29 protein-coding genes are annotated in these 25,882 nt (G+C 60.5%); 14 read left to right on the forward strand and 15 right to left on the reverse strand.

The features are described 5' to 3' along the window. Positions 1–351 precede the first annotated feature (351 nt). Both BLQ09_RS31455 and BLQ09_RS03150 read right to left on the reverse strand, forming a co-directional pair. Positions 352–474, reverse strand: coding sequence for a PA1414 family protein (locus tag BLQ09_RS31455; RefSeq protein WP_003193089.1), 123 nt, complete (start codon positions 472–474; stop codon positions 352–354). Between the two features lie 143 nt (positions 475–617). After that, a complete protein-coding gene (locus BLQ09_RS03150) occupies positions 618–1,511 on the reverse strand; it encodes a putrescine utilization regulator PtrR (protein ID WP_065924698.1) in 894 nt (297 codons plus the stop codon). 103 nt (positions 1,512–1,614) lie between these two features. Here BLQ09_RS03150 and BLQ09_RS03155 point away from each other — a divergent pair, with 103 nt between their 5' ends. Beyond that, a complete protein-coding gene (locus tag BLQ09_RS03155; RefSeq protein WP_092355272.1) occupies positions 1,615–2,823 on the forward strand; it encodes an MFS transporter in 1,209 nt (402 codons plus the stop codon). On the opposite strand, the gene BLQ09_RS03160 is transcribed toward BLQ09_RS03155, so the two are convergent. The 3 genes from BLQ09_RS03160 to BLQ09_RS03170 form a co-directional block, all read right to left on the reverse strand. Beyond that, the gene (locus tag BLQ09_RS03160) at positions 2,735–4,177 is read right to left on the reverse strand and encodes an NCS1 family nucleobase:cation symporter-1 (protein WP_027603780.1); all 1,443 of its coding nucleotides are present in this window, start codon (positions 4,175–4,177) and stop codon (positions 2,735–2,737) included. The genes BLQ09_RS03155 and BLQ09_RS03160 overlap by 89 nt on opposite strands. 198 nt (positions 4,178–4,375) lie before the next feature. Beyond that, entirely contained in the window at positions 4,376–4,774 is a 399-nt protein-coding gene (locus BLQ09_RS03165; protein WP_027603779.1) for a DUF2177 family protein, read from the reverse strand. Positions 4,775–4,887: 113 nt separating this feature from the next. Next, positions 4,888–5,724, reverse strand: coding sequence for a CvfB family protein (locus BLQ09_RS03170; RefSeq protein ID WP_027603778.1), 837 nt, complete (start codon positions 5,722–5,724; stop codon positions 4,888–4,890). A 322-nt stretch (positions 5,725–6,046) separates the two neighbouring features. On the opposite strand from BLQ09_RS03170, the gene BLQ09_RS03175 reads away from it, so the two are divergent. The 3 genes from BLQ09_RS03175 (at position 6,047) to BLQ09_RS03185 (ending at position 8,089) form a co-directional block, all read left to right on the forward strand. Then, entirely contained in the window at positions 6,047–6,226 is a 180-nt protein-coding gene (locus tag BLQ09_RS03175; protein ID WP_003193095.1) for a hypothetical protein, read from the forward strand. A gap of 206 nt (positions 6,227–6,432) precedes the next feature. Then, positions 6,433–7,155, forward strand: a complete 723-nt coding sequence (locus tag BLQ09_RS03180; protein WP_027603777.1) for a TorF family putative porin — start codon at positions 6,433–6,435, stop codon at positions 7,153–7,155. Positions 7,156–7,222: 67 nt separating this feature from the next. After that, positions 7,223–8,089, forward strand: a complete 867-nt coding sequence (locus BLQ09_RS03185; RefSeq protein ID WP_092355275.1) for a DUF6279 family lipoprotein — start codon at positions 7,223–7,225, stop codon at positions 8,087–8,089. Here BLQ09_RS03185 and copD read toward each other — a convergent pair. From copD to BLQ09_RS03210, 5 genes are all read right to left on the reverse strand, one after another. Then, positions 8,086–8,967, reverse strand: coding sequence for a copper homeostasis membrane protein CopD (copD, locus tag BLQ09_RS03190; protein WP_092355278.1), 882 nt, complete (start codon positions 8,965–8,967; stop codon positions 8,086–8,088). The genes BLQ09_RS03185 and copD overlap by 4 nt on opposite strands. Further along, positions 8,964–9,350: a copper homeostasis periplasmic binding protein CopC gene (gene copC / locus BLQ09_RS03195; protein WP_092355281.1), complete on the reverse strand. Its 387-nt coding sequence runs from the start codon at positions 9,348–9,350 to the stop codon at positions 8,964–8,966. The genes copD and copC overlap by 4 nt, the downstream gene beginning before the upstream one ends. Before the next feature lie 50 nt (positions 9,351–9,400). Continuing rightward, complete coding sequence (locus BLQ09_RS03200) at positions 9,401–10,225, reverse strand: copper resistance protein B (protein ID WP_092355284.1); 825 nt, start codon at positions 10,223–10,225, stop codon at positions 9,401–9,403. 10 nt (positions 10,226–10,235) lie between these two features. Further along, positions 10,236–11,951 (reverse strand): copper resistance system multicopper oxidase, encoded by a 1,716-nt coding sequence (locus BLQ09_RS03205; protein ID WP_092355287.1) that lies wholly within the window; start codon positions 11,949–11,951, stop codon positions 10,236–10,238. A 130-nt stretch (positions 11,952–12,081) separates the two neighbouring features. Further along, positions 12,082–12,471, reverse strand: coding sequence for a transcriptional regulator (locus BLQ09_RS03210; RefSeq protein WP_092355290.1), 390 nt, complete (start codon positions 12,469–12,471; stop codon positions 12,082–12,084). A 154-nt stretch (positions 12,472–12,625) separates the two neighbouring features. Between BLQ09_RS03210 and BLQ09_RS03215 the strand changes: the two genes are divergently transcribed. Next, the gene (locus BLQ09_RS03215) at positions 12,626–12,901 is read left to right on the forward strand and encodes a hypothetical protein (protein ID WP_027603771.1); all 276 of its coding nucleotides are present in this window, start codon (positions 12,626–12,628) and stop codon (positions 12,899–12,901) included. A 48-nt stretch (positions 12,902–12,949) separates the two neighbouring features. Here the strand turns inward: BLQ09_RS03215 and BLQ09_RS03220 are convergent, their stop codons facing one another. Further along, positions 12,950–14,296 (reverse strand): DEAD/DEAH box helicase, encoded by a 1,347-nt coding sequence (locus tag BLQ09_RS03220; protein WP_027603770.1) that lies wholly within the window; start codon positions 14,294–14,296, stop codon positions 12,950–12,952. A gap of 193 nt (positions 14,297–14,489) precedes the next feature. Here BLQ09_RS03220 and BLQ09_RS03225 point away from each other — a divergent pair, with 193 nt between their 5' ends. The 6 genes from BLQ09_RS03225 to BLQ09_RS03250 all read left to right on the forward strand — a co-directional run bounded on the left by BLQ09_RS03225 (position 14,490) and on the right by BLQ09_RS03250 (position 20,854). Next, positions 14,490–15,776, forward strand: a complete 1,287-nt coding sequence (locus BLQ09_RS03225; RefSeq protein WP_092355293.1) for a mechanosensitive ion channel family protein — start codon at positions 14,490–14,492, stop codon at positions 15,774–15,776. Positions 15,777–16,045: 269 nt separating this feature from the next. After that, on the forward strand, positions 16,046–17,425 hold the full coding sequence (locus BLQ09_RS03230; protein WP_051429301.1) for an iron-containing redox enzyme family protein: 1,380 nt from the start codon (positions 16,046–16,048) through the stop codon (positions 17,423–17,425). Positions 17,426–17,437: 12 nt separating this feature from the next. Then, positions 17,438–17,752: a Rieske 2Fe-2S domain-containing protein gene (locus tag BLQ09_RS03235; protein ID WP_027603767.1), complete on the forward strand. Its 315-nt coding sequence runs from the start codon at positions 17,438–17,440 to the stop codon at positions 17,750–17,752. An 8-nt stretch (positions 17,753–17,760) separates the two neighbouring features. Continuing rightward, entirely contained in the window at positions 17,761–18,942 is a 1,182-nt protein-coding gene (locus BLQ09_RS03240; RefSeq protein ID WP_027603766.1) for an MFS transporter, read from the forward strand. A 12-nt stretch (positions 18,943–18,954) separates the two neighbouring features. Next, a complete protein-coding gene (locus BLQ09_RS03245) occupies positions 18,955–20,172 on the forward strand; it encodes an ATP-grasp domain-containing protein (protein ID WP_092355481.1) in 1,218 nt (405 codons plus the stop codon). 4 nt (positions 20,173–20,176) lie between these two features. Further along, positions 20,177–20,854, forward strand: a complete 678-nt coding sequence (locus BLQ09_RS03250; protein WP_027603764.1) for a phenylalanine--tRNA ligase beta subunit-related protein — start codon at positions 20,177–20,179, stop codon at positions 20,852–20,854. Positions 20,855–20,882: 28 nt separating this feature from the next. On the opposite strand, the gene BLQ09_RS03255 is transcribed toward BLQ09_RS03250, so the two are convergent. The 4 genes from BLQ09_RS03255 to BLQ09_RS03270 form a co-directional block, all read right to left on the reverse strand. Continuing rightward, a complete protein-coding gene (locus tag BLQ09_RS03255; protein ID WP_027603763.1) occupies positions 20,883–21,299 on the reverse strand; it encodes an Lrp/AsnC family transcriptional regulator in 417 nt (138 codons plus the stop codon). A 68-nt stretch (positions 21,300–21,367) separates the two neighbouring features. Next, positions 21,368–22,243, reverse strand: a complete 876-nt coding sequence (locus tag BLQ09_RS03260) for a carboxylate/amino acid/amine transporter (protein ID WP_027603762.1) — start codon at positions 22,241–22,243, stop codon at positions 21,368–21,370. A gap of 211 nt (positions 22,244–22,454) precedes the next feature. Further along, positions 22,455–23,057 (reverse strand): FMN-dependent NADH-azoreductase, encoded by a 603-nt coding sequence (locus tag BLQ09_RS03265; RefSeq protein WP_092355296.1) that lies wholly within the window; start codon positions 23,055–23,057, stop codon positions 22,455–22,457. A gap of 151 nt (positions 23,058–23,208) precedes the next feature. Further along, positions 23,209–23,523, reverse strand: coding sequence for a hypothetical protein (locus BLQ09_RS03270; RefSeq protein WP_027603760.1), 315 nt, complete (start codon positions 23,521–23,523; stop codon positions 23,209–23,211). A 49-nt stretch (positions 23,524–23,572) separates the two neighbouring features. Between BLQ09_RS03270 and BLQ09_RS03275 the strand changes: the two genes are divergently transcribed. Genes BLQ09_RS03275 through BLQ09_RS03285 form a run of 3 tightly spaced genes read left to right on the forward strand, consistent with a single transcriptional unit; the run spans position 23,573 to position 25,881 of the window. After that, on the forward strand, positions 23,573–24,496 hold the full coding sequence (locus BLQ09_RS03275; protein WP_027603759.1) for a PA3225 family LysR-type transcriptional regulator: 924 nt from the start codon (positions 23,573–23,575) through the stop codon (positions 24,494–24,496). Positions 24,497–24,510: 14 nt separating this feature from the next. After that, positions 24,511–25,314 carry an alpha/beta fold hydrolase gene (locus BLQ09_RS03280; protein WP_092355299.1) on the forward strand — a complete coding sequence of 268 codons (804 nt, stop codon included), beginning with the start codon at positions 24,511–24,513 and terminating at the stop codon, positions 25,312–25,314. A gap of 3 nt (positions 25,315–25,317) precedes the next feature. After that, positions 25,318–25,881: a peptidylprolyl isomerase gene (locus BLQ09_RS03285; protein WP_027603757.1), complete on the forward strand. Its 564-nt coding sequence runs from the start codon at positions 25,318–25,320 to the stop codon at positions 25,879–25,881. The last annotated feature ends 1 nt before the right edge of the window (position 25,882 follow it).

Below are 25,882 nucleotides of genomic sequence, written 5' to 3' on the forward strand. Positions count from 1 at the left end.
TGATGAACAAGTAGCCTGATTCCGACACGTGAAGGTCAGAGGCCTGACTGACCTGCATGGATTCGGACTACTCGCCCAAGCTATCGAGGGACGACAGGGGTTCCTGAAAGCAGACGCTCGCATCCGAACGATTGTTCAGATCACTGGGGCGAGTGAGTGTTATGGCGTGAGGGTGCTATCGCGCAGGCCCGGGGCAAGGGTGACTGGGACGGCGAGAGGTATGACTGACGCTGAAAACGCTGTATGGACGCTGAGACGTAGGATGTCACGCCCGCTGGTTTTGCCTGGCGCAAAATAAACGGTGGGAGCGGGCTTACTCGCCCCCACCTTCAATCCTGCTTCAGCCAGAGATTATCTGCGGCGCGGACGACGCTGCTCGTCATCGGTACGAATCGGCACCGGTTGCAGGGGGGGCTCGATCAAGCCCAATGCAACGCCAAGGTCGTGGAGCCAGTTCTGGATTTTCTCTTTCATGGTTTGCCCCCTTTGAGGGAAATGCTGGTCGGCGCAAGTTCTGTCGCCTTTTCCTACATTGATAGTAGCCCTAAGTCCTACGTATTGCTTGAATGAAACCACAACGAACTGTTACTGAATTGATGCAAATCCTGACGGATCGCTCAAGCAATCGCACGTGCGTCTTGCAGGACCTCGGCCCTGCCCTCTTGCTGCAGGTCGATCCATGCGTTGAGGTTAGCGCCGAGCATACCCTTTCGCCACATCAGCCAGGTCGTCGCAGTGGCAAATTGCCCTGTCAGCGGATGAACGGACACGCTGTCCTTGCCCGGCAGGCTGTCGAGCATGGATTCGGACATCAGCGCCACACCTGAACCGGCGATGACACAGGCGAGCATGCCTTGATAAGACTCGATCTCAATCGCCCGCCCCATGGCGACGTGCTCGTGGGAAAACCAGGTTTCCAGGCGCGTGCGGTAGGCGCAACTGCGGCGAAAAGTGAACACCGAACGGCCGGCAACATCCTGCGGCCCGCGCACCGGTGGGTGGTCGGCTTCGCATATCAGCACCAGGCGTTCTTCGCACAGGGCCACACCGTCCAGGGAGGCAATCGTGATGGGCCCGTCCACAAATGCGGCGTCCAGGCGACCGGTGATCAACCCTTCGAGCAGTTCACCGCTGGGCGCCGACAGCACCTGGAGGTTCACCATCGGATACGCCTTGTGATAGCACGCCAGCAGCTTCGGCAAATGCACTGCCGCCGTGCTGTACATGCTGCCCAGCACAAAATTGCCGGCCGGTTGCCCGCCTTGCACGGCGCCATGGGCTTCATCATGCAGCGCCAGCAGACGGGTGCTGTAGTCCAGCAACACCTTGCCCGCCGGAGAAAGCTGCAAGCGCTGGCGTTCGCGCACGAACAATTCCACGCCAAGCTGTTCTTCCATCTGCTTGAGCCGGGTCGACAAGTTCGACGGCACTCGATGCAGGCGCTCGGCAGCGCGGGTGATGGAGCCCTCTTCCGCCACGGCCTGGAAGATGCGCAATTGACTGAACTCCATGACTTTCTCCAAAACTGAACAAGTTGCTCACTATTATTCATTTTTACAGAAAGTCAATCCGCTCTAGCCTGACGGTATTCGCTTACCCGCAGGACACCCGACCATGTCACCCCTCACCCGCTTACTCGCCAGCTTTATCGCCCTGATGATGGCCATGGGCATTGGCCGCTTCGCCCTTACCCCGCAAATGCCCCACTTGCTCAGTGAAGGCCAGATCGACCTGACCGGCGCCGGACTGATCGCAGCGGCCAATTACCTGGGCTACTTCGTGGGCGCGGTGGATTCGATTTTTGCGCGCAGCCATCACCATGTGCGGGGTCGCCTGTATGGCGGGCTCTGGTTGTGCGTGTTGCTGACCCTGGCGTCGTACTGGGCCCAGGGTTTCTGGCCACACATGCTGTTGCGCTTCGGTACCGGCGTTGCAAGTGCCTGGGCATTGGTGATGATCACCAGCCTGAGCCAGCCGCTGGCGATTGCCGCCGGGCGTGCACGCCTCGGCGCCCTGGTGTTCGCCGGGCCGGGGCTGGGGATTGTATTGACCGGGTTGCTGGCGCTGGGCTCCAACCTGTTGGGCCGAAGCTCTGCAACCTTGTGGCTGATCTACGGCGTAGTGGCGCTGGTGATGCTGCTGGCAATCTTGCCCTTCCTGCCACAGCCGTCCGCCGTCACTGCGCCTGTTGCAAGCCGCGCCGACACGGCCAGCAACGGCAGCATTACTCACCTGTGCTGGATCTACATGTTGTTCGGCCTGGGCTACATCATTCCGGCGACCTTCCTGTCACAGATGGCCAGCGCGCAATTCAAGGGCGCCTGGCAGGCTGATCTGTTCTGGCCCTGCTTTGGTTTGGCCGCGGCGATTGGGGTAGTGGTCGCAAGCCTGCGTCCCAAGGACCCGGACACCACCCGCCGCTGGCTGATGACCACGTTGTGGCTGCAGGCGGCCGGGGTATTCGCCTGCCTGCTGGGTAACGGTTGGGGCCTGGCGCTGGGGGTGTTGCTGTGCGGCGGGCCGTTCCTGGCCTGCATGCAGTTGGTGATGGCGCGCCTGCGGGACGTTGCGCCCCACGGCTATCAGCGCAGCACCGGGCTGCTGACCGCCAGCTTTGCCATCGGCCAATTGAGTGGGCCGTTGCTGGCGTCGGTGAGCAGCCACCTGAGCGGTGGCCTGCAACCGGCGCTGGTGATTGCCGGTGCAGGCCTGTCAGTGGCGGGAGGGGTGTTGGTCAGCCGGCGACCAACGGTGCCGGCGCACGAACCTGCTCACGCCGCGCCAACACCAGGAAAAACAGCCCACCCAGGAAGCAGCCGGTGAACCAGGCAAAGTTAGCCATGCCCTGCAACGCCGGCGTGAAGGTGATCGCAACACCTGCCAGGGTCGCGGGCACCAGCGCCTTGACCGCCGTCCAGTTCACACCGCCGTCGAAGTAATAGCGCCCGCTCGGGCTGTCATCGAACAGCGCGTCCACGTCGATCTTCTGCTTTTTGATCAGGTAGAAGTCCACCAGCAGAATCCCGAACAGCGGGCCGATAAAGGCCGCGAGGATATCCAGGGTGTAGTGGATCATCAGCGGGTTATTGAACAGGTTCCACGGGGTGATGAAAATCGACGCCACCGCGGCGATCATGCCGCCGGCGCGCCAGCTGATTTTGCTCGGTGCGACGTTGGCGAAGTCGAACGCCGGGGACACGAAGTTGGCGACGATGTTGATGCCGATGGTGGCAGTCACAAATGCAAAAGCGCCCAGCAGCACTGCCATGCTGTTATCAATGCGCGAGACGGTAGCGATCGGGTCATGGAGCATTTCGCCAAACACCGGCAAGGTGCCCGAGACGATCACCACGGTCACCAGGGAAAACGCCAGGAAGTTCACCGGCAGGCCCCAGAAATTGCCACGCCGCACGTCCTGCATGCTGCGGCAGTAACGGCTGAAATCACCGAAATTCAGGGTTGGCCCGGAAAAGTACGACACCACCAGCGCCGTCGCCACGATCACTTGCCCGAACGCCTGCCAGCCCGACAGGGATTTTTCCGCCAGGGTAAAGCTGATATTCGCCCACCCTGCCTTCCACACGATCCAGCCGGCCAGGGCAAACATCACCGCATAGACCACCGGCCCCGCCCAATCGATAAAGCGGCGGATGGACTCCATGCCGGCCCAGAACACGGCCGCCTGCAACACCCATAAACTGAGGAAACCAAACCAGCCCAGGTAAGACAGGCCGGCAAAATGCGGCTCTGCAAACACCGCCATCTGTGGGAAAAAGCGCAATACCACAATGATCAGGGCACTCGACGCCAGGTAGGTCTGAATCCCGTACCAGGCCACCGCAATCAAGCCGCGAATCACGGCGGGAATGTTCGCACCGAACACGCCAAACGCCAGCCGGCAGATTACTGGATAGGGCACGGCGGCCTGCTGGCTGGGCTTGGCCACCAGGTTGGCAATCAATTGCACAATGCAAATGCCTGCCAGCAAGGCAATCAACACCTGCCAACTGGCCAGCCCCAGGGCAAACAGACTGGCGGCGAACACATAGCCGCCCACGCTGTGCACGTCACTCATCCAGAAGGCAAAGATGTTGTACCAGGTCCACTTTTGCGGCAGCGGCCCCAGGTCCTGGTTGTACAGGCGGGGGCTGTAGCCTTTGGGCAATTGTTCGGTCATCGCGGGCTCCTCGTCATACCGGCCTGCGCTTCCGTCACGGGGGTGCATACGGAAGGCGGCACGGTTTGTATACGAGATAGTCAGCAGAATACGTGCCAATAGCACACAATCCCTCTGAAACCGCGTTCCAAAGGGCTACACAGAGCCTCAGTGACGGGGACTGCGCTCAGCAACGGTGCAGATTAATCCTGTACACAATCACTGGTGCACCCGATGTGCACACACGTACCCGACCGTGCAGCAGGCCGCTGTGAGGAAGGCGCCCCAGGCCATGTCCATCACCGCCAACCCGCCGGACCAGCCTTGCAGCGTGGCCCAGTTGCTCAGGTCATAGGTGCCGTAGGCCACCACGCCCAGCAACGCACCCAGTCGCGCCGCGCGTTGCCAGCTGGCACTGGGCAAGACCACGAACACCACGCAACCGAGGACATACAAGAGATAGAACAGCGCGGCGGGCAACAGGCGAGGCTGATCGAGCATCAGCGGGCCCAGCAGGGATTTGTAGGTCGGGCCCATAAGGACGCCAAGCCAGAGGCCGTCGAGGACCAGGAAGGCAAGCAAGGTGCCGAGGTAGGCAAAGACAGACTTCTTGGACATTCATGCAGCCTCTGTAGGAGCGAGCTTGCTCGCGAAAATATTCCAGGCGCATCACGGTGTCGGATGGACCTTTTTCGCGAGCACGCTCGCTCCTACAGAAGAGCAAACCGCACTCAGCTTAGTTCAATGCGATCCGCGTGAATCACGATCTGGCCCTGCTTGTAGAGTGCACCAATGGCTTTCTTGAAGTTGCCCTTGCTCACGCCAAACAAGTTGCTGATCACCGCCGGGTCGCTCTTGTCGCTGACCGGCAAACTGCCGTTGTTTTCACGCAACTTGGCGAGGATCTTCGAGTTGAGGCTGGACGCCGCTTCCTGGCCGACCGGTTGCAGGCTCAGGCTGATGTTGCCATCGGCGCGGATCTCTTTGATAAAGCCTTTCTCTTCCTTGCCCGGGCGCAGGAACTTGAACACTTCGTTCTTGTGGATCAGGCCCCAGTGCTTGTTGTTGATGATCGCCTTGAAGCCCATGTCGGTGGCTTCGGCGACCAGCAGGTCGACTTCCTGGCCCACGACGTAGTTGGCCGGCGTCTTGTCCAGGTAGCGGTCGAGGCGTGCGGTCGCGGTAATACGCTTGGTGTGTTTGTCGAGGTAGACATGCACCACGCAGTATTCACCGGCGGTCAGCTGACGTTTCTCTTCCGAATACGGCAGCAACAGATCCTTTGGCAAACCCCAGTCGAGGAACACGCCAATACTGTTGACTTCCACGACTTTCAAACTGGCAAATTCGCCGACTTGAACTTTCGGTTTTTCGGTAGTGGCGATAAGTTTGTCATCGCTGTCCAGATAAATGAAAACGTTAAGCCAGTCTTCATCTTCACTGGGAATATCTTTGGGGATATACCGATTAGGCAAGAGGATTTCGCCATCTTGCGCCCCATCGAGGTACAAACCAAAGTTAGTGTGTTTAACCACTTGCAAGCTGTTGTAGCGCCCGACTAAAGCCATTTCCAATACCCTCATTGCGTGGGCGGCATTCTACCCGAGTTGCCCTCGCCGCGCGCGCGCGCCTGAAAAATCGCGGGTTTGCCTGGCGTTCCAGTGGCAGCGCCCCGCTCGTCCGATCATTCGGCTGAATTTTTCCACGCCACCGTTGCCGGCTCAGCCCGTGGTTTCGAGTTAAAACAGTAAGTTAGGGGTTTATTTCAAAGATGAACTTTGGCTGTTTTCCGCCGCCGCGCTTATTCCCGGGGGATATTTACCAAGCAATTGTCAAGTATTTCCTGTACGATGCCTGGCCAAGTTAATTTTCTACAGGTTAGTGGCCGCCATGCGTGTAAAAGCATCCAACAGCAAAGCAAAGCCAGCTCCCGCCGTTGAAACCAGCGAATCGATCAACAGCCAGATTGCTGCTTTCCTCAAGTCCGGTGGCGAAATCCAGCAAATTGCCAAGGGCGTGAGCGGCCAGACTTTCGGCCCGTCCAAGCAGATCAGCCTGGGTAAAAAGTAATACCGCGCAGCACATCTGGTCCCTAAGCGTCTTGCCTTCAAGGCGCTAGGACTAGAGCCCGAAATACCCTCTCGCGTCATCTTCAGAACGTGCAAATCGACGAACGGGCCTCACCTCCTGGCATTCGCCGGTATGCTTGCACACGTCTAGCACGGGCATCTGCCCTATTTTTCCGTTACTGCTCCTCGCTTTTCATGGAGTGAAGCATGCTTAAACGCTGCATTTTCGTGGCCAGTATCCTGGCGGCCAGCCCTCTCGCCGAAGCGCAGATTTTCCAGCGTGAACTGGGTGACTTCGACCTGAAACTGGGCACCACCCCCAGCCGCAGCATGGCCCAGGGCCTGGTCAAGCCGACCTCGCCGGGCAGTGACTCGTTCCATGGCGGGCTGGACCTGAGCCATGACAGCGGCCTGTACTTCGGCCAGTTTTCGCCGAACATGGGCCTGTCCTCGGCCAGCACCCTCGAAGTCGACTCCTACATGGGGTTCAAACACCCCTTCGACCAGACCCTGGGCTACGAAGTCGGCCTGATCCACTACAGCTACCCCAAGCTCAGCCCCCTCGACAGCCAGGAGTTCTACGGCGGTCTGAATCTACTCGGCAATCGTTTCGGCGCTTCCTTCAGCAACGACCCGGACCGCCAGGACAGCACGCTGTTCGCCGACCTCGGCGGTACCCAGCCCTTCGGCATCGGCGTCAGCATGAAATACACCACCCATCAGCTGGGCACGCCGGCTTCGGTAGAGGGCGGCACCATCAGCAGCTTCAGCGACTGGTCGGTACAGTTCTCCCGCGCCTGGAAAGGCATCGACCTGGACCTGATCTACAGCGACTCCAGCCTCAGCGGTGGCGATTGTTCGGCCTACTCCGGACACAATTCGCAATGCGATGGCCTGTTGACCCTGAAGGCGGTGCGGTCGTTTTATTGATGGGCTGAACTGTCGCGTGCGCCGCGGGTTCACATGCATTGACTCCCCTCTGCGCAAGGACACGCCCATGCTGCGTCGGCTCAAACTGCTGGTGGTATTCCTGACCCTGAGCCTGGTGCTCGCCGGCTGCAACCGCGTGGGCCTGGCCTACCGCAACCTGGACGTGATCATCCCCTGGACCCTCAACGACTACCTGGACATGAACGCCGGGCAGAAGAGCTGGTTCAACGACAAGCTCAAGGACCACCTGGCCTGGCACTGCACCACACAATTGCCGGGTTACCTCGACTGGCTCGACCGCCTGCAAGCAATGGTCGAGAGCAACCAGGTCACCGATGCAGCGCTGCAAACCCGCACGGTTGAGGCCAAGCAGGCGATTGCCGAGGTGGCGCGGGAAATCACCCCGTCGGCGATTGAATTGTTACAAGGGCTGGATGACCAGCAGGTCAACGACATGAACGATGCCCTGGCCAAGGACCTGCGCAAACGCCAGGACGAATACCTCAAGCCGCAGCTGGCCAAGCAGATCCAGGACCGCGCCGAGCGTATGAGCAAGCGTCTGGATGCGTGGATGGGGCCACTGAGCGATAGCCAGAAGAACCGGGTAATGGCCTGGTCCATCAGCCTGGGCGAGCAGAACGAGCAGTGGATCGGCAACCGTGCCCACTGGCAGGCACAATTCATCGACGCCGTGCAGCAACGCCACAGCGCCGATTTCCCGCAGAAAATCCAGCAACTGCTGGTGGACCGCGAAAGCCTGTGGACACCGGAGTATCGCGCGGCGTATGCCCAGACCGAAGCCGCTGCGCGTAGCCTGATCATCGACATCATGGCCGACAGCAGCGTGCCGCAACGGCTGAAACTCACCCAGAAAATCGACAAGGTCCGCAGTGACTTCCAGGCGCTCAAATGCCTGAAAAGCGCGCAGTCCTAATTGGGCGCCAGGGTGCCCAACCAGGCCACCAGCGCGAGGACCAGGACCCCGGCCCCCATCTCCAGCACCATGCTGCGCCGTAGCGCAGCCATGGCAGCGACATAATCACCGGCCGCCACGGAGCGTTGCAGAAGCGGCGTCAGGTGGAAACGATTGAGCGCCGCCAGCCCCAGCATCAGGCCAAACAGTCCCAGTTTCAGGCACAACAGGATCGCGTAGACACCGCCGGTAAGGCCGTCCAGATTCAGCCCGACCACCAACAGATAGTTGGCCACCCCGGTGCCGATCAGCACCGCTACAAATCCCGCCCCCACATGCTCGAACCCCTTCAGCGCCCTTGCCAGCACCCGAACGTGATAAGCGTCGTGCATAGACGTGCGCCTCGACAACAACCCGAACGCCGCCAACGCCCCGACCCAGCCACCCGCTGCCAACAGATGCGCGCCGTCGCTGAGGATGTGCCACACACCCTGCGTGCCTTCATGCATCACGCCGTGCCCGGTCCACGCCAGCGTCACCAACGCGGCGGCACCCGACAAAGTGGCCAATGGCAGGCGGGGGCCAAGCGCAGCCACCACCAGCGCCCCCATCCGTAGCCACCACGTCACGCCCAGGTCGGTCTGCCAGAGCATCATGTGCAGATGCGGCCACAGCGTCTGCCAATCCGTCGCGCCACTCATGGCCTGGGTCAGCGCCAACAGCGACGCTATCGACAGCACTATCCCGACGCCAGCCGTCAGCCGCAGCAGGCCCCTCAAATTCAGCAGCACGCGCTCCGGCGCCTTGAGCCCGTAAAGACCAAAGAGCCCCAGGCCAAACAACAGCATCAGGTCAAGATAGAGCGCAAAGCGCAGTGTGACTTGGGTCAATTCGCTCATGGCTGGACGCTGAACACCACGTTACCGGTAATCGGGTGCGTGTCGGATGACACTGCGCGCCAATCGACCCGGTAGGTGCCGGTAGCCAGTGCAGAAGCCGGCTTGATCAGCATCACCCTGGGGTCGGTGCTCGCCGCGACACTGGCCTTGATGGGCATCGGCGAATTGGGCATGCCGGGCATATCGGTCATGGTCAGCCGGGCCCCGGAAAACTGCGTCAGCAGGTTCTCCGAAAAGTGCAGTTCAATGACGGCCGGCGCGGCACCTTGGGCCCCGGCTGGAGGGAGGGAGGACAACAGTTTCGGATGGGCCGAGGCCGGCAGGCTGATCATCAATCCGACCCACAGCGCCCCCCCCGTTAACGCGGTTTTCAACATCGACATGCAAGGCTCCAGGCCGCTCAAGGCGGCGAGTTATAGGAATAAGAAACCGGTTAAAACCAAAGGCGCACACCGACCACCCAGCGCAGCTGGCTGATGTCTTCGTCTTCATCGCGAGCGTACTGCGCCGTCCGCCCATAGCTGCGGTTCCAACTCACCCCCACGTAAGGCGCCAACTCCCGGCGCACCTCGTAGCGCAAGCGCAGGCCCAGCTCGCTTTCCGAAAGGCCTGCGCCCACCCGGCGTTGCGGATCGTTCTGCGCATAAAAATTGAGTTCGGCCGTCGGCTGAAGGATCAGGCGATTGGTCAGCAGGATGTCGTAGTCACCTTCCAGGCGTGCCGCGGTGTGGCCCGACTCGCCCACAAACAGCGTCGCCTCGGCCTCGAAGTTGTAGAGCGCCATGCCCTGCAGGCCGAACGCCGCCCAGGTCTGGCTGTCCCCGGGCTTGAAGTCCTGGCGCACGCCGCCAACCAGGTCCCACCAAGGGCTGATGGCGTGCCCCCACAACGCCTGGGCTTCGGCGCTGTCAGTGCGACCGGCGCTGCGCTCGCCTTCGCTGCGCAGCCACAGGCGGTCGATGTCACCACCGACCCAACCCTTGATGTCCCAGTTCAGCGCACCACCGCCACCGCCGCCTTGCCATTCCAGCTGGTTGACCAGCAGCATTGAGTTGATGCCGCTGTCATGCACCACATGCCCGCCCGGCGCGTTGTACACGGCGGCGCGATCCGCGTCGGTGAGCAGCGGGATCGGCGTACGGCTTTCGGTCAGCGCCGGAACCGCCGGGCTCATGCCTTGAAACTCCTCGGCCTGCACCGGCGAGCCGAATGCCCACCCGGCCAGCGCGATACACACCGATAAAACTCGACGATTCATGCTCGCGTCCTCATTCATGCACGCGCACTTCACGGAACATGCCCATTTCCATGTGGTACAGCAGGTGGCAGTGATAGGCCCAACGGCCCAGGGCATCGGCGGTCACCCGGTAACTGCGGCGCGAGCCCGGCGGCATGTCGATGGTGTGTTTGCGGACCTGGAACTGGCCGTTTTCATCCTCCAGGTCGCTCCACAGGCCGTGCAGGTGAATCGGGTGGCTCATCATCGTGTCGTTGACCAGCACCAGCCGGACGCGCTCGCCATAGGTCAGTTGCAAGGGCTCGGCATCGGAGAACTTCACGCCATTGAATGACCAGGCGAACTTCTCCATATGCCCGGTGAGGTGCAATTCAAGGGTGCGCGCGGGGTCGCGGCCATCGGGGTCCTCAAAGGTGCTGTGCAGGTCGGCGTAGGTCAGCACTCGCCGGCCGTTGTTGCGCAGGCCGATACCGGGATCGTCGAGCTTGGGCACCGGGCTCATCGCCTGCATGTCCACCAAAGGGTTGTTCTGCTCGCTGGCCGGGTGGCTCTGCATCGACATCGCGCCCATCCCACTGTGATCCATGCCCGCCATATCCGGCATGTCCGCCATGGCGCCGTGATCCATCCCACCCATGCCCATGTCGTCCATGGTGAGCCAGGGGCGCGGCTCAAGTGCCGGTACGGGGGCCGTCGCCCCCGCCTGGCGGGCAAGCGTGCCACGGGCATAACCCGTGCGGTCCATGGACTGGGCAAACAGCGTGTAGGCCGCTGCCGTGGGCTCCACCAGCACATCGAAGGTTTCGGCGACCGCAATGCGGAACTCATCGACGCTGACCGGCTTGACCGGCTGGCCATCGGCGGCGATGACGGTCATCTTCAGCCCCGGGATGCGCACATCGAAATAGGTCATCGCCGAACCGTTGATAAAGCGCAGGCGTATTTTCTCCCCGGCTTCAAACACCCCGGTCCAGTTGAGGCCGGGGGGCTGGCCGTTGAGCAGGTAGGTGTAGGTCTGGCCGCTGACGTCCGCGAGGTCGGTAGGGTTCATCTTCATCTGCGCCCACATCAGCCGGTCGCTGACGGTGGCCGACCAGCCCTGCTTGCCCACATCCCGTGCGAAATCGCCCACGGTGGGCTTATGCAGGTTGTAGTAATCGGACTGCTTCTTGAGGGTCTTCATCAGGGCGACGGGGTCTTCGTCGGTCCAGTCCGAGAGCATCACCACGTAGTCGCGCTGGCAGGTGAAGGGCTCGGGCTCCAACGGCTCGATGACCAGCGGGCCGTACACCCCCTGCTGCTGCTGGAACCCGGAGTGGCTGTGGTACCAGTAAGTGCCGTGCTGTCTGACCTTGAACTGATAGACAAACACGCCACCCGCCTCGATGCCCTTGAAACTCAGGCCGGGCACGCCGTCCATGGTCGACGGCAACAAGATGCCGTGCCAGTGGATCGACGTCGGCTCGCTGAGGCGGTTGTGCACGCGCAGGGTCACGGTGTCGCCCTCACGCCAGCGCAGCAACGGGCCGGGCAGGCTGCCATTGATGGTCAACGCGGTGCGCTGTTGACCCGTGAGATTGACCGGCGTCTGCTCGATAAACAGAGCGAATTCGCTGCCCGCCAGCACCGTGGGCTCGCCCGCACTTGTCAGCGCCCATACCGGCGTGCGCCATAGCCCGAGCCCGCCCAGCAGGCCGCCGGCGGCCAGGCCTTTGACGAAGGTTCGTCTGGAGGTAGTAGAGTACATGCCGATTCAAGTCCGTCAGTTGAATGGCAGCAGATTAGGGGTCGCCGGCTGTCAGCAACCTTAGCGGCAGATTACCGATCCGACAGTTTCGGCGTGCCCGGCACCGCCTGGGTGCCGGGGCATGGAGGGGTCAGGCAATCTGTGCCTTGGACGCCACCTCAGCGAAGGTCGCCGGATCCAACGCATCGGCCTGCTCATCCAGCACCTGGCGCGGGTGATCGTTGCCCGGGATGGAGCTGTCGATCAGCGCCAACAGCTGCGCGCCCAGGGCGGTCAGAATGAAATTCTCTCCGTTACCGCCTTCTTCCTCAGGCCGCGACTCGATAAACCCACGCTTGAACAACAGCGCTTCATAGTCCGCGGCGGTCTTTTTAAGCGCATCCAGGTTACCGGTGGACTCGCCCGCAATGGCCTTCTCGGCCGCTTCCTGCTCGGCGTATTTGCGTGGGGCAAAGCTGCCCTCGCCGTTCTGCACTTCATGCAGCAGACGTTCGATCAGATCCCAGTTGTAAGTCGTCATCCTGATTCCTCCTGCAGGCCTAAGGAAAGTAGACCGTCTGTAGGAGTGACCCTGTGGGTCTGTGGCCGTTCATACCAACCGACGGGCGTCATTTCTCTGAACTTTCCAGACGTTCGCCCCCTCAACTGAGCATCACCGCCAAGGAGGTCCGACCATGAAAACCCTGATGAACCTGGCCATCGCCGCCACGTTGCTCACCGCCCTGCCTGCCTGGGCCTGCACGCCGGAGGAGGCCACGGCCAAGCGCGAGCAACTGGCCCAGGAAGTGGCCAAACTCACCGAGCAGAACCCGACCAAGGCCAAGGAGATGAACGACGAGCTGCAGAAGATGGACCTGGATACTGAAAGCGCGGAGTTCCCCGACAAGTGCCAGTTGATCGACGCCCGGCTCAAGGAATTGAAAGAAGCGGCGGCCAAGGCGAACAACTGAGGTTAAAAAAAACCGGACAACGTCCGGTTTTTTCACATCCCCCACGCCTTACTCGGCAGCGGGTGCTTCTGGCTTGCGACGCTTGAGCGGCGCCATGCCATCCTTGCTGACGAGCGACAGGTTGTCGGTCTTCGGCCGGTTGGCGATCTTGCGCTTGGTCGGCGACTTGGCACCGGCCTTTTTCTTCTCGCCCTTGGCGTCGGTTTTTTTCTTCTTCACGCCAACGGCCTTGCCCGACGCCTTGACCTTCTTCGGCCCGGTGTAGGTGCCTTTGACTTCCTTGATGGTGCGGCGCTCGAACGACTGCTTGAGGTAGCGCTCGATGCTCGACATCAGGTTCCAGTCGCCGTGGCAGATCAGCGAGATCGCCAGGCCATCGTTGCCCGCACGCCCGGTACGGCCGATACGGTGCACGTATTCGTCGCCGCTGCGGGGCATGTCGAAGTTGATGACCATGTCCAGGCCGTCCACGTCCAGGCCGCGCGCGGCGACGTCGGTGGCGACCAGGATCTTCACGCCGCCGGCCTTGAGGCGGTCGATCGCCAGTTTGCGGTCCTTCTGGTCTTTCTCGCCGTGCAGCACAAACGCCTTGTAGTCCTGGGCCACCAGGCGGCCGTAGATGCGGTCGGCGGCAGCGCGGGTGTTGGTGAACACGATGGCCTTCTGATAGGTCTCGTTGGCCAGCAACCAGTTGAGGATCTGTTCCTTGTGCACGTTGTGGTCAGCGGTGACGATCTGCTGGCGCGTGGTGGCGTTCAGGTCGCTGACGTTGTTGACCTGCAGGTGCTCAGGGTTGTTCAGGACCTTGGCGACCATCTCGCGCAGGGTCGAACCACCGGTGGTGGCGGAGAACAGCATGGTCTGCTGGCGGTTCACGCATTCAGCCACCAGGCGCTGCACGTCGTCGGCAAAGCCCATGTCGAGCATGCGGTCGGCTTCGTCGAGCACCAGCACCTCGACTTCCTTGAGGTCAAGGTTGCCCGCATTGAGTTGCTCGATCATGCGGCCCGGCGTGCCGATCAGGATGTCCGGCACCTTGCGCAGCATGGCGGCCTGGACCTTGAAGTCTTCGCCACCGGTGATCAGGCCGGACTTGATGAAGGTGAACTGCGAGAAGCGCTCGACTTCCTTCAAGGTCTGCTGGGCCAGCTCGCGGGTCGGCAGCAGGATCAGGGTCTTGATGCTGACGCGGACCTTGGCCGGGCCGATCAGGCGGTTAAGAATCGGCAGCACGAAAGCGGCGGTCTTGCCACTCCCGGTTTGAGCCGTCACCCGCAGGTCACGCCCTTCGAGCGCGAGCGGGATGGCCGCTGCCTGCACAGGCGTAGGCTCGACAAATTTAAGCTCGGCCACGGCTTTGAGCAGGCGTTCGTGCAGGGCGAATTGGGAAAACACGGGTGCTACCTCGAAGAAATACAAAAAATCAGCTGCATAGGGTACCGGTTTCGGGCGTCCAAACCGAGTGTCTTTACGCGAACGGCGCTAATCAGTTGCTTTTTTGTCAGAGCATTTGTCCACGGCATCAACTTTGTTGCACTTAAATGCTCTAATCGCGCCGTCTTGTCTTACAGAAGAATCGGTTTCATCCATGGATATCAAACAGCTCTGGCTCAACGTCCAAGACCTCTGGGGCACCCTCGACGAACACCCGCTGCTGCATGCCAGCCTCGGTTTCCTGGTGTTGCTGGTGGTGGCCCTGCTGCTCGGACGGGTGGCCCGTTACCTCATCCTGCACGCCGTCAAATTGCTCGGACGGCAACCGGCGCTGCACTGGCTCAACGACCTGCGGCACAACAAAGTCTTCCACCGCCTGGCGCAGATGACGCCTTCGCTGGTGATCCAGTTCGGCCTGTACCTGGTGCCGGACCTGAGCAAGACCGCCATCCTGTTTATCGGCAACGTGGCCCTGGCCCTGACCATCCTGTTCCTGATGCTGGCCATGAGCGCCCTGCTCAACGCCCTGCTGGACATCTATGCGCGCACCGAACACGCGCGTACCCGCTCGATCAAGGGCTACGTGCAGTTGGCGAAGATGGTGCTGTACGTGTTTGGCGCGATCATCATCGTCGCGACCCTGATTGACCGTTCGCCACTGTTACTGCTGTCGGGCCTGGGTGCGATGTCGGCGGTGATCCTGTTGGTCTACAAGGACACGCTGTTGTCGTTCGTCGCCAGCGTGCAATTGACCAGCAACGACATGCTGCGCGTCGGCGACTGGATCGAAATGCCCCAGGTCGGCGCCGACGGCGATGTGGTGGACATCACCCTGCACACGGTCAAGGTGCAGAACTTCGACAAGACCATCGTCTCCATCCCGACCTGGCGCCTGATGTCCGAATCGTTCAAGAACTGGCGCGGCATGCAGGCCTCGGGTGGGCGACGCATCAAGCGCAGCCTGTTTATCGATGCCAGCGGCGTGCGCTTTTTGCGTGACGATGAAGAAGTACGCATGACCCAGGTGCATCTGCTCACCGACTACATCGGGCGCAAGCAGGCCGAACTCAAGGCCTGGAACGAAGCCCAGGGCCACAGCGCGCAACTGTCGGCCAACCGCCGGCGCATGACCAACCTCGGCACCTTCCGCGCGTATGCCCTGGCCTACCTCAAAAGCCATCCGGACATCCAGCCGAACATGACCTGCATGGTGCGCCAGATGCAAACCACCGCCGAGGGCGTGCCGCTGGAGATCTACTGCTTTACCCGCACCACCGCGTGGGCCGATTACGAGCGGATCCAGGGGGATATTTTCGACTACCTGCTGGCCGTGTTGCCGGAGTTCGGATTGAACCTGTACCAGCAACCCAGTGGCACCGACTTGCGCACCGGGATACTGGCCCTGGCAGGCACTGCCCGAACCTTGGAAACCCCGGAGTAGTGACAACGATATCGACGAGGGGCTGGGAAGCGCCTCGTCGCTATATAGGACGATGGGCGCAACCGTATTTATCTAAACACGACCGATAAAAGCCAGCATCTATGTATAGCCGCTGCTGCCGATTATTCAACGGGCCCACCCCATAAAGAAAATTTCTCCTACGCCTTTAGTGAATTTCACTACTTGCGCGCACTATTTCTAATCTGTTTTAAAAAAAATCCACGCCTTAGCATCTGGCCATCAAACAACGCCAGCAAAAGGCCTCCCTCATGTTATGGACAACTCAGCTTTCCGATAATGCAGCAGACTTTGTATTAAGTTCGAATGCCGAAGCATTGACCCACTATTGTGGTGCTGGCGCCTTTGCTCAACCCCACGATTTTTATACCCAAAACCCCTACCAGCGCCCTTCGCGGCCGCAGGACGTCACCGATTCAATCATCACCACCTGCCTGACCAGCGACCAGCTTTCAAACAGCCAGCATCTATTGGCACAGCGGTTGTTATTGAATATCTACGAACAAGACCTGGTCTTCTTGCCCAAGCCGCCATTGGAACTGGACTTCAAGGCGTTCAAGCGTTTCTATGATCCCCAGCACGCGGCCAGTGGCAAAAAGATCCGCCCGTTGCTGGAACACTACTTGTACAACTGGCTCAAGGAAGAAGTACATATCAATGGCCCTTGGTGCCTGGACTCTTTTATCGCCCACACCGATAAAGTATTGGATGACGTCGCCCGATCCGAGTCCAAACTCCATGAAGTACTGACCACCAGCCGCCACCCCGAGCGAGCCGCCAGGTTTTTCATGACGCAGTGTGCGGGAGACTTCCTCAGTGAAGCATCGGCCATGGCCCGCAACGTACTGGGTAACAGCGGTGTGTACACCAGCGAATTGTTCAAGATCCTGATCGACGAGTACGGCTACGGCGTCGACAAAAAGAAGCACAGCACCATTTTTGAAGACATGCTCCAGGACATGGGCATGTCCCATCACGTGCACCACTACTGGCAGTTCTATACGCCGGCGTCGCTGTCGCTCACCAACTACTTCCACTATGTATCGGCCAACCATGGCGAGCTGTTCCGCTATATCGGCGCCATGTACTACACCGAAGCCACGTTGGCGCTGACCACCAAGCACCAGTCACGCGCGATCAAGACCATCTTCAACGGCAGCGTCTCCACGGACTATTTCGATGAGCATGCCCACATCGATGTACACCACGGAAGAATGGCCCTCCAGCGCCTGATCATTCCCATGATCAAGCAGTTCGGCACCCAGATCATCCCCGACCTTATTCGCGGCTTTGAAGAGTTCAGGCTGCTTCAGGACATCGCCGACGAAGAGTTGTATGCCCATATCAACTGGCATGACGCGTTCGATGAGCATCGCGCACAGGCAGCGGCGCTCCAGGGCCACAAACCCGTGGACCTGAGGATTACCGAGACCGAACACGAGCTGTCGGTGCTGCATACCCACCCGAATGACGAACTGTTCTGGGTCGAATCAGGCGAGCTGGAGTTTGTCGCCAGCCCCGAACTGACGGTGCGCCTCAAGGCCGGCGAAGGCGTGGTGATTCCCAAGGGAATGCTGCACGGCACCCGCATCACCAGCCCGTCCTGCACGTACACCGTCACCGCCATCTGAGTAGGCAATCCAATGAAAGCCATCAGCCTGAATCTCGACCACGCCAACTTTGTGGCCGTGGGGGAAAGAACCTACTTTCTCAAGCGTCACGCCTATTCGACGCAATTGCTGCCCACCGCATGCCCCCACCGTGGCGGCCCGCTGCACATGGGCGAAGTGACAGGCGACGGCCAAAGCGTGATCTGTCCCTGGCACGACAACGCCTACAAGGTCTGCAACCTGGAAAAAAAGGCGCTGCCCACCGTGCGCGTCATGAACCAGATCAGCACCGTCGTCGGCGACACCGAGCGCTGTGTGCCGCTGCTTAAAATCTCCCGTTACGACTGATGAAGCCCATGAATACTAAATCGACATTGACCGCGTTCTATTCAATCGTGACCCTCTTCACCGGCCTCGACATGGCGATTGTCATCGCGATGGTCTGGTTCGGCCTGGAGACTACCGGTTCGACATTCCTGGTCGGCGCCACCTTGTGCGTGGCCACCGTGGTGCCCTATTTGTGCGAACAGTACATCGGCAAGTTCTTTACCATTGAACTCAGCCTGAAACGGCTGCTGTACATTCGCCTGGCGGCCTTCGCCGCAGTACTGGGGCTGTCGTTTACCCAGGCCGCCTTGCTGCCCATCGGCTTCCTGGCCATCGCGTTCGTGGTGGGCGTCACCGACTACTTCACCATCAGCACCCTGGAATCGAAAAATACCAAGCTGGTGCTGGCCGGCCTCACCGACAGCGATACCTGCGCGCGGTTGATGCAAACCTCCATCCAGATCGGTGCCTTCGGCGGTGCGCTGCTGGGCGGGTTGATCGTGGATGTGTTCTCGGTCAACCAGACACTGCAGATCATCAGCCTGGCGGCGATCCTCTCGCTCGCGGCCATCCTCCTGGTGGCCGACAACCCCAACGAACACACCGCCGAACAGGCCACAGGGCCCTCCACTGCGCGGCCGCTGGACCTGCCGCGCAACCTCTACATCCTGATCATCGTGTTGAGCATGATCGGGTTCCATATCGGCGCGTTCAACAGCCTGGTGCCCATCGTTTTTCAAAAGCTCAATGAGTGGAATGCCACCCTGTTCGGCGTCGCCAGTGGCCTGGCCGGCCTGGGCGCCTTCAGCGCCGCGGTATTGCCGCGCATCAAGCTCAACAGCTACGGGGCCATCTCGCTGGTGATACTGGCGGACGTGGCAATCGTCTACTTCCAGAACCTCTACGTGATGATGGCCGCGGCCTTCCTGCTGGGTTTTTGCATCAACAGCCTGCGGATCCAATTGCGTAAAACCCTGATCGAGTCGGCGCCCAACGCCCGGGTAGCCGATGTGATCGCGGCCAAGAGTTCGCTCTACTACCTGCTGGTCAGTGGCTCGGCACCGATGATCCTGACGTTCTTCACCACCTCGGGATTTCTCGGACTCGAAGGCGCCCGCCTGTTGATGATCGTCTCCGCCGGCCTGTTGGCCACCGCCGTACTGGCATGGAAACTGACCCCGGCCGCCGCGCCCACGGCCACCACGGAATAAGGAATGCACGACGTGAAAACCGTACTCATCGTTGACCCGTTCTCCACGGGCAAACTCTACGCGCCCTTGCTCAACGCACAGGGCATACGGTGCATCGCCGTGATCTCCACACGCGCCTTGCCTGAACACTTCACCAACGACTTGATCACAGAGAACTTCCATGAGGTGTATGCCTGGGAAGAGAGCCTGTTGATTACCCTGGAAGCCTTGTCACCGAGCGCCGTGATCGCCGGTTGCGAAACCGCGATCTACCTCACGGACTACCTGACGGAGCTGCTCGACATCCCGGGCAACAGCCGTATCACCAGCGACCTGCGACGCAACAAATTCTCCATGCAGCAGGCGCTGAAAAAATACCAGTTGGCCCACATCGATTCGCACTTGCTGAGCTCACCGAGCCGTATCGGCGAAGTGCTGGGCAAACTCGACGAGGCGGCCACCTATGTGGTCAAGCCGCTGAACTCGGCCGCCACCGAAGGCGTGGTGTTTGCCCAGGGCAAGCGCGAAGTGGAGACCGCCTTGAAAAACGCGGCCTGGCAGCAGAAAAACGACCTGGGCGAAGTCAATCTCGGTTTTATCGTGCAGTCGTTCATAGCGGGACCGGAGTACGTGGTGGACATGGTCGCCTTTGACGGCACCTACGTCGTTGCCAGCGTCTGCAAGTACACCAAGATCCAGAAGAACGGCAGCATGTTTGTCTACGAAAGCCTCGACACCCTCGACCCGCGGGCTGAAGAACTGCAACCGCTGACCGATTACGCGCGCCAGGCGGCAGCGGCCCTGGGCGTGCGGGTCGGGCCGATTCATATGGAAATCATCTGGTCTGAGGCCGGGCCGGTGATGATCGAGGCCGGCGGTCGCTTGCACGGCGGCATCGCGCCCCTGCTGTTCCAGCAGGTGTATCACCCCGACTTGCTGTCACTGTCGATCGACAGCTACCTCGGCCACCCACGCCCCCAGGCCGATGCGGTCAGCCAGATCAGCCATGGCCGGATCGGTTTCTTCTGTTCCGATGAACGCCATGCCTTCGCTCCGCCCTCACCCCAGGCCATACAAAGCGCCCAGGCGGACGAGGCCTATTGCGGGCACCGTTATTTCATCGGCGCCGGCGATACCACGCCGGTCACGATCGACTTCGCCACCTGTCCAGGGCTGTTCTGGCTGCAAAGCCCTTCGGCGCAGCAACTGGACACCAGTACCGCCAACCTGCGAAAAAAACTGTGGGGCTAAGGTTATGAAAAGTCGCTTGATCATCAGAAAGTCAGCCTGTGAGCTGGGCATCAATAATGCGTGCGCCGCCGTGATCGAAGACATCACCGTCTCGGATGACCAGAGCTTCGTCGGGGTACTGCAAAGTAACCTGAACCACGTGGCCTCGCGCCTTAACGAGCTGGACTCGAACGTCGTATACGAGGGGTTTGCCAAACAGCTCAAGAAACTCGGCTACGAAAATACCGTGAGCGCCAACGAAAAGCTGCTGCGCCGCTTCATCGCCAAAGGCGTGTACCCCATCAACAACATCGTCGACGCCTATAACGCGGTCGCGATCCGACATGGGGTCAGCATCGGCGTGCACACCTATCATCAGAAGGATGACATCTACGTGATGCGGTCGGAAAAACCGAGGGTGCTACGCCCCCTGTTCGCCAAGAAGGCCATCACCATTCCCGTCGGCGATATCGTCTATACCTGCGGTGATGTGCCGTTGGCGAGCATCGGCAAGGTGGATGCCGATGCCCATGACTTCCGGCTGACAAAAGACTCGTCGAGGTTGTTGGTGGTGATCCTGGGGCACGACGACACATCGTTCCAATTCAACCAGGCGGTCATCGAAGAACTCGTGGACACCCTGCGCCAGAAAATGCCGAACCTGAGCCATCATTTTCTTGAAACCGTGCGCGACCACGCCTGAAGCCAGCACATCAAGGGGTGGCCGGCGCCTAGCGCCAGGCCTTCAGCACCGGGTTGACCACCACTTCCTTCACATGCTCGATCTTCAGCAGGCTGTCCTTGAAGACCATCAGTTCTTCAAAGCTCCTGTACCGAACGTCGAGCATCATGTCCACGTCGCCAAACAGGGAATAGGCATGCACCACCTGGCTGAACTGCTGGATCTTCGGAAACACCAGATGGCAGTTGCTGCCATTGAGCGTCAGCATCAAGAACGCCGCTTGCAGGGTCTCATCGCCCTCGGCGACGTTGATGGTGAAGCCCAGGATGATGCCTTTTTCAATCAGCTTTTGAACGCGCGACTCCACTGCGGTTCGAGACTTGTGAACTTGCCGCGCCAATTGCGCCAGGCTGACTCGGGAGTCATCCTTCAAGGCTGCAATGATCAGTTCATCAATCTTGTCCACTCTGCCGCCCCCACACCGTTCTTTTCGATAGCAGACTTTCATTGCCGCTCACGCTCGCCTTCGACCGATCACGTCGCAGACTGTACGCCAGGCGCGGGCTTTACGCCCAATCGACTTATCCACACCGCCCCCAGGATCACCAGGCCACCCAAGGCCAGGCGACCCAGCGGCTCGTGCTGGTTCCAGATCAGCAGGTTCAGCAACAATCCTACCGGCACATGCAGGTTGTTCATCACCGCCAGGGTTCCGCCATGCACCAGGCAGGCGCCTTTGTTCCACCAATAAATGCCAAGGGCAGTGCTGACCAGCCCGAGGAACAGCAAGACACCCCATTGCAGCGGCGCTTGCGGCAGGAAATCGGCCTTGCCGAACAACAGGAACGCCGGCAACACCACCAGCAACGCGCCGAGGTAGAAGTAACCGAAGCGCCGGTAGTGCGGCAGGTCACTCGGGTAGCGTGCCACCAGGTGCTTGTACATCACTTGCCCGGCGGCGTAGGTGAAGTTAGCCAGTTGCAGCAGCAGGAAGCCCATCAGGAAGTGGGGGGTGATCTGGTCGAAGCGAATCACCGCCGCCCCCGCCACTGCCACCAGGGCAGCAACCAGTGCCCACGGGTTGAAGCGCCGGTTGAGCGCATCTTCGATCAGGGTCACGTGCAAAGGCGTGAGGATGGTGAACAGCAGCACCTCCGGCACCGTAAGCACACGAAAGCTCAGGTACAGGCACACATAGGTCACGCCGAACTGCAGCGCGCCGATCACCAGCAGGCCGCGCATAAAGGCAGGTTCGACCGAACGCCAGCGAGTCAGCGGGATAAAGACCAGCCCGGCCAGTACCACACGCACCAGCACCGCGAAGTAGCTGTCGACGTGACCGGCGAGGTATTCGCCGATCAAGCTGAAGGAAAATGCCTGAATCAGGGTGACAACCAGTAGATAGCCCATGTGCGCCTCGCATCGAATGGGCGGGACATTAAAGGTTTTCGGCGATTGAAGAAACTCGGGGCAAAAAAAACCCGACCTCGCTAAAGCGGCAGTCGGGCAGGAGCACTCAGGAGCAACAAGTGCAAAGGGAGGTTCGTACGCGTACTTGAAGGGTTTGCGTGGAGCGATATAAACACCGCGCGATTATCTGACGATTAAAGGATCAACCACCTCACGCCACGAGCTGTACCAGCTGGGCCTTGGCGTGGTTGATGCCCTTTTCCTGGAAGTCCCCGCTCAGGTTCACCCCTTCGGCGTGAATGAAAGTGACGTCGTGGATGCCGATAAAGGCCATGACCTGGCGCAGGTACGGTTCCTGGTGATCGGAACTGGCGCCGGTGTGGATGCCACCCCGGGCGGTCAACACAATGGCACGCTTGCCGGTCAACAAACCTTGCGGCCCGGTGGGGGTGTACTTGAAGGTCACACCCGCCCGCAACACGTGATCCAGCCAGGCCTTGAGGGTGCTGGGGATGGCGAAGTTGTACATCGGTGCAGCCATCACCAGCACGTCGGCGGCCAGCAGTTCGTCGGTCAACTCGTTGGAGCGGTCGAGGGAAGCCTGTTCGTTACCGTTGCGCTGATCCGCCGGTTTCATCCAGCCGCCGAGCAGGTTGGCGTCCAGGTGCGGAACCGGGTTGAGCGCCACGTCACGCACCGTGATCCGGTCCGTCGGGTGGGCGGCCTGCCATTGGCTGATGAACTGCTGGGTCAGTTGACGGGAGACCGAATCCTGCTGGCGGGCGCTGCTTTCGATGATCAGGACATTGGACATGGCTTCGTAGGCTCCATCTGTAATTGCTGTAAGTCGATGGAGTGGAGATTAGACAGAGCCAATTCGATAAAAAAGCGCAAAAAACTGCTATAACCAATCTATAAATTTGTTTATAAGCGGAGTATCGCGAGGGGCATGCTCCGCTGCTGTGTTATTTCGGCGCGCAGGCCAACGCGATACGCATCTTGATAATGGCGCGGTTGAACTTGACCGTGGTGTTGGTGCTTTTCCCCGCCGGCACCGTAACCGTGCGACGACGCGGCGATTCCGGGCCATTGGTGAACGTTACCGAACACACGGCGTCCTGGGTGCCGTAGTTATTCAGCTGGATCGAGCTGATATCGCCGTCCACGTCGGAGGCGGTGTAATCGATGCTCACGCCGTCGATCTTTTTCGTCACGTCGATGGGGTAGGCAAACGCGCTCATCGGCAGCAGCGTCAGCAACACACAACAGAATTTTCTCATTCGGCAGTCTCCAATAGGGACCGCCAGCTTAGGACAAGAGGAACACATCTTGAAAGCGCCCCGCGTTACCCTCGATCAATGGCGCACGCTGCAAGCCGTCGTCGACCACGGCGGCTTCGCCCAGGCAGCGGAAGCGCTGCACCGTTCGCAGTCCTCGGTGAGCTACACAGTAGCCCGTATGCAAGACCAACTCGGCGTGCCGCTGCTGCGCATCGACGGGCGCAAGGCGGTACTCACCGACGCCGGTGAAGTGCTGCTGCGCCGCTCCCGGCAACTGGTGAAAAACGCCAGCCAGCTGGAAGACCTCGCCCACCATATGGAACAGGGCTGGGAAGCCGAAGTGCGGCTGGTCGTCGATGCGGCCTATCCCAACGCGCGCCTGGTACGCGCACTCACCGCGTTCATGCCGCAGAGCCGTGGTTGCCGGGTGCGTTTGCGGGAAGAGGTGCTGTCCGGCGTCGAAGAGCTGTTGATCGAAGGCGTGGCCGACCTGGCGATTTGCGGCTTCAGCATCCCCGGCTACCTGGGCACCGAAATGAGCGACGTGGAGTTCGTCGCCGTGGCCCACCCCGAGCACGCCTTGCACCGCATGAACCGCGAGTTGAGCTTCCAGGACCTGGAAAGCCAGATGCAGGTGGTGATCCGCGACTCCGGCCGCCAGCAACCCCGGGATGTGGGCTGGCTTGGCGCTGAACAACGCTGGACCGTCGGCAGCCTGGCCACCGCCGCCGCCTTTGTCGGCAGCGGCCTGGGCTTTGCCTGGCTGCCACGGCACATGATCGAGCGTGAACTCGCCGAAGGCGTGCTCAAGCAGCTACCCTTGGAACAGGGCGGCAGCCGCCACCCCACGTTCTACCTGTATTCAAACAAGGACAAACCCTTGGGGCCGGCAACGCAGATCCTCGTGGAGCTGCTGCGCACCTTTGACACAGCCCCTCTGGACGCGCCTTTCGCCGCTCCCCAGCAAGCCTGAAACGGAGTTCATGCATGGCCTGGTTCGACCATCAAGGCTGCAGCCTGCACTATGAGGAATACGGCCACGGCACGCCGCTGATCCTGATCCACGGCCTGGGCTCCAGCAGCCAGGATTGGGAACTGCAGGTGCCGGCGCTGGCCCGCCACTACCGCCTGATCGTGGTGGATGTGCGCGGCCATGGGCGCTCCGACAAGCCTCGGGAGCGCTACAGCATCGAAGGGTTCACCTACGACCTGGTCGCCCTGATCGAGCACCTGGACCTGCCGCCCGCCCATGTGGTGGGCTTGTCCATGGGCGGCATGATCGCCTTCCAACTGGCGGTGGACGAACCCGGCCGGGTCAAGAGCCTGTGCATCGTCAACAGCGCGCCGCAGGTCAAGGTACGCAGTGCCCGGGAGTACGGGTGGTGGGTCAAGCGCTGGACGCTCGCCCGTGTGCTCAGCCTCGCCACCATCGGCAAGGCACTGGGCGAGCGCCTCTTCCCCAAGCCGGGTCAGGCCGACCTTCGCCGCAAGATGGCCGAACGCTGGGCAAAAAACGACAAACGTGCTTATCTCGCCAGCTTCGATGCGATTGTGGGCTGGGGCGTACAGGAACGACTTTCGAGGATTACCTGTCCAACCCTGGTCATCAGCGCCGACCACGACTACACCCCCGTGGCCCAGAAAGAAAACTATGTAAAACTGCTGCCCGATGCGCGACTGGTGGTGATCGAGGATTCCCGCCATGCCACGCCCTTGGACCAACCCGAAGTCTTTAATACCACCCTGCTCGATTTTCTAGAGACAGTCGAAACCACTACCCAGGATCACTGACCCATGCTGAAAAAAATCGCCTTTTTTGCCGGTTCCGTTCTGTTCGCTGCCAACCTGATGGCCGCCGAGCCTTCCAAGGCGCCACACGTATTGATCTCCACCACCAACGGCGACATTGAAATCGAACTGGACCCGGTCAAGGCGCCGATCAGTACCAAGAATTTCCTCGCCTATGTCGACAAAGGCTTCTACACCAACACGATCTTCCACCGCGTGATCCCGGGCTTCATGGTCCAGGGTGGCGGGTTCACCCAGCAGATGTCGCAAAAGCCGACCGAAGCGCCGATCAAGAACGAAGCCAGCAATGGCCTGCATAACGTGCGTGGCACGCTGTCGATGGCCCGCACCTCGAACCCGGATTCGGCCACCAGCCAGTTCTTCATCAACGTGGCTGACAACGCCTTCCTCGACCCGGGTCGCGATGCCGGTTATGCCGTGTTCGCCAAAGTGGTCAAGGGCATGGATGTGGTCGACATCATCGTCAACTCCCAGACCACCACCAAGCAAGGCATGCAGAACGTGCCAATCGATCCTGTCCTGATCAAGTCGGCCAAGCGCATCGACTGAG

It is taken from the genome of Pseudomonas sp. NFACC25 (genome assembly GCF_900100935.1).
Classification (GTDB): Bacteria; Pseudomonadota; Gammaproteobacteria; order Pseudomonadales; family Pseudomonadaceae; genus Aquipseudomonas; species Aquipseudomonas marginalis.